Raw genomic sequence first — 3953 nt, 5'->3', positions numbered from 1 at the left:
CTCTTGTTGCTGAAGAGGGCTCGCAAGGCGGCTGACGAAAGTCCCGAAGAGGCAGTCAGCGTGAAGCCGCCGACTCTGCAAGAGCATAACGGTCAGGCTGGCGAGCAGGCCAAGCGAATTGCCGAAGCACTTGGGTTGGAAGAGAACATAAAGCAGGCATTAACCTTGGCCGCAAGCTGGCACGACAAAGGAAAGGATCGAAAGGTCTGGCAACGCTCGATATACAACGAAAACTATCAGGAGCCGCTGGCCAAATCCGGCCCACTTGGCATGAACTGGCATCTGCTCGGCGGCTACCGCCACGAATTTGGTTCTTTGTTGGATGCTGAAGCAGATCGTGTGATTTCTAAACATCCCGAGCGCGACCTGATCCTGCACCTGATCGCTGCTCACCATGGTTGGGCTCGCCCGCATTTTGAGCACAATGTAAAGCGCAGCGCTTACGACCACGAAAAGAGCACTACGAACCGAAACCAGGGGGCGGCCCATGAGGTCATGCGTCGCTTTGGCCGGCTACAGCAGCGCTTCGGTCGCTGGAGTCTGGCGTGGCTGGAATCACTCATGCGTTGCGCCGATATCATCGCGTCGCGTCAGGCTGTCGAGACTGAGCCTGAGGAGGATGAGCGATGATGGCGTCGGAGCCCAGCTTTTCCTTGCGCGTGGACGCGACCAATCCCGGCCAGTTTTTCGCTTGCTGTGGCCTTCTGGAGCTGGCGCATCGTCTATGGCCCGGCTCGGAGGGATGGTTTGAGGAAAAACGTTTTACTATCAGAGCTCCCGAGAGAAACAAATCTGCGTCGTTGGACGACCTGGTGGACAAGCTTTGCAAGCATCGGATATCAGGTCTCAGCGATAAAGAACGACAAGAGCGTGATGAGCTTGAAGCAGAAAAGCGGAGGCTCAAGAGGGAAAAAAAGGAACTTTCAAAGGATAAGGATGAGAGACGAAAAGCACTCGGGACAAGGGCGCGAGAGGGTAAAGTAATTCTTGAATCGCCATTTTCGCTTGTTCTGAATTGGTGGCAAACAGATGACGATGTTGACTCCGTCAAAACCTGGGCGGGGCAACAGGAAATTCACAAAGTTACGCGAGCCGCACAAGATCAAATAAGGGACATTTCCGATATCTTCGGTCTTTTTGATTACGCGTGCATTCTGCGTACGCCTCTGGAATATCAAAAGAACAAACTGGATTCGAAGAAACCAGTCGAACCATTTTACTTTGATGCCCGGCGTTTCGCGCACGCTCTCGATGCGGGTTTTTCTCTTGATGTACAGAATGTGGAGACTCTGGCCCATCCTGCGGTTGAGTTGCTCAGTTTGATTGGACTACAGCGCTTCCATCCAGTAGCCGGCTCGAGCAAGTGGCGTTTTAGGTACTGCCTGTGGAAACAAGCACTGTCAGTCTACGTTGCCGCTGCGGTTGTCTGCGACTCGGTTCCTGCCGTCGATGCCGATGTCTACGAGTTCCGTCTTTTGTTTAGGGATGATCAAAAGCGCTACAAGGCCTTTTCCTCCGCCACCCTTATAGGAGACGAGTTATGACCGATGAGCAGGTATTAAGAAAGTTCGATGACTGGCTGAAGGATGACAGCGATGTTGCCGCTCTGGTAATGCGTCAATGGCTGGAGCCGGTCGAGGGAAAGGACGCAGTGGTCTTCCCACCGACGTATGCCAAACCGGAACGCATGCGAGAGGATGACTGGACTGGATACAATATCGATCGGTTTGAGGACGGCACGAGCGTGTGTCAGATCGATAGTGTGGGTTCGCAAGCGAATCGCATGGAGCCGATATTCAAGCGCGAGACATACAAGCATCTTGTTCCGCAAGTCGTCATTAAGGCCGGTGGAAAGGAAATAAATTTGTTGGATGCCGCGGTCATCGTGCCGCCGACGCAATTGTGCGATTCTCCAACTTGACCGACCAGCTTGAGCGTGCTTTTCAGTCCATAAAGGATGGCAACGCCGAGCCGCTCGCCAAGATCGCACCGACATCCATTGTTTTCGGCAGTTGGGATTCGCGTGCGACGCAGGTGAAGATTCCGCGCGTCGTGCGATCGGTGATTCGTGCCTATCAGGTTAAATCGCTCCATCGTTCCGCCCAATACATTCCCCCGGTCGAGTACGTGGAAGAAGGTCTCCTTGAGCAGGCGCAAGACAAGAAACAACAAGATGCAATGTCTCAGCTTGGGCTGAGTCATGCCCCGGCTCCATGGACACATGGCGGCATTCAGGTCGCAGGCGAGATTCGCCGTGATGCCACACTGAATCTTGTCGCTGTCCGTACGCTGGGTGCGGGCACACAGGATGATGAGGCGGCGCTCGAGCTTCGCCGCTATATTTTGGGGCTAGCGCTCATCGTGTTTACCGCGCCACAGGAATCTTTTTTGCGCGAAGGCTGCCAACTCGTCCCAGACCAGGGTAAGAACGCCGATTGGAAAAAGGTGCATCACGACGGTAAGAGAGACCCAGTCGCCCTCCCGCCAGATGACGCGAAAGCTTATCCAGATGCCGCAGCTAAGGCGTTTGTTGTAGGCAAGAACTTACGGCAGATCGAGTTCGGCGCCGAGATCGCTAGCGAAGCGCTAGGACAGGATAAGAAACAACGTAAAGCCAGTCGCAGGGATAAGCGTTCTGCGAGTGTTGCGCCATCTGGGAATGATTAGGTATGACTCGGCACCTTTGCATCACGGTACACTTCCTTGACCCTCTATACCACGGTCAAGAAGATGGCGGCAAACGCGAGTGGCCGCCGTCGCCACTGCGTTTATTTCAGGCGCTGCTGGCTGGTGCGCGGGCCGGTTGCCGTGATCGTGAATGGTCCGAAGTTAAAGCCAAAGCGTTACGCTGGCTGGAGCAGCGCAAGCCTCCCGTGATCGTTGCCCCGAATGCCCCACCGGCTCCGAGCTACACGCTTTATGTCCCCAACAACGACGGCGACAAGAAGTTCGATCGGCAGGAGCGTCTGACGTCGAAGTTCGCCCGTCCCAGCCGCCTCGGCAACGGCAACGCAGTTCATTATCTTTGGTTGATCGATGATGGCGAATGGTCTGAGGCTCAGCCGCATGCCGATTTGCTTTGCTCAGAGGCGCGACACCTCTTTGCACTGGGATGGGGCATTGATATGGCAGTAGCAGAAGGCGAATTGCTAAACTCCATCCAGGTTGCAAAGCTCGCCGGTCAGCGCTGGAATGCCTGGGATGGTTACGATTCACCGGGTGATGCAGGTCTTCGAGTACCGACCCATGGCACGCTTGAGAATCTGCTACATGTTCATGAATCGTTCTTGGGAAGTGTTGACGGTAACCAATACCGCCCACCACAAGAATTGCAGGCATTTATAAAGATTACATATTTACCACCTGGTAATTTATTGCCGCGGCCGCATGCAGCATTTGAGTTGCGTAGCACACAAGATAATTGGTGGCCCTTCAGGCAGACTGAGGCTGTCTTCGTAGCCGCTATGATCCGTCATCTAACTTGTAACGCGGCGAAAAGCGACGAATACGAGTTTCCCGGGGGGGCTCAGCGATATGTGGCTGGCCACATTGACAAGAGCGGCGCGGAGACCAACATGCGATTTTCCTATCTGCCCTTGCCGACTATCGGTCATCAGCATGCTGACGGCATGATCAGGCGAGTAATAATTACTGAGCCATTTGGCGGTGGAAGTGAATATGCTGCCTGGGCCGGGCATCGGTTAAGAAACGCGGAGCTAGTGCCTGAAAAGGAGGGAAGCTATAGGTCAAACGACACAGAGAGACACGCAATGCTAGTAGAGCCGCAAGATGAAGATACCGTGTTTTCCGCTTACGTGCGGCCATCTCTCACTTGGTCAAGTGTGACACCTGTAATTCTATCGGGCCTAGATGATTGCAAGCAGTCAAAGGCCGAACGCCTGTTCTTCAAGGCTATGCGCCAGGCTGGGCTGCCGGTTGAAGCAGTAGAAGAT

The 3953-nt window shown here is 54.3% G+C and carries 3 protein-coding genes and 1 pseudogene; all 4 read left to right on the top strand.

The annotated features are described in order from the left end of the window. A partial coding sequence (locus H0V34_07970) for a hypothetical protein (GenBank protein MBA2491627.1) occupies positions 1-630 on the top strand: 630 nt, incomplete at its 5' end. Continuing rightward, positions 627-1544, top strand: a complete 918-nt coding sequence (gene cas8c / locus H0V34_07965) for a type I-U CRISPR-associated protein Cas8c (GenBank protein ID MBA2491626.1) — start codon at positions 627-629, stop codon at positions 1542-1544. The genes H0V34_07970 and cas8c, both read left to right, overlap by 4 nt. Then, positions 1541-2667 (top strand): annotated as a pseudogene (gene cas7u / locus H0V34_07960) (type I-U CRISPR-associated protein Cas7). The gene cas8c and the pseudogene cas7u overlap by 4 nt, the downstream one beginning before the upstream one ends. Positions 2668-2669: 2 nt before the next feature. Next, positions 2670-3953 (top strand): type I-U CRISPR-associated protein Cas5/Cas6 (gene cas5u6u / locus H0V34_07955; GenBank protein ID MBA2491625.1); only part of this gene is annotated, 1284 nt, incomplete at its 3' end.

The organism is Gammaproteobacteria bacterium (genome assembly GCA_013696315.1).
GTDB lineage: Bacteria > Pseudomonadota > Gammaproteobacteria > JACCYU01 > JACCYU01 > JACCYU01.
This window is presented reverse-complemented; position numbering and strand designations above follow the sequence as displayed.

Coding starts and splice junctions, on each gene's coding strand:
- cas8c (MBA2491626.1), top strand. CDS start 627: ATGATGGCGTCGGAGCCCAGCTTTTCCTTGCGCGTGGACGCGACCAAT.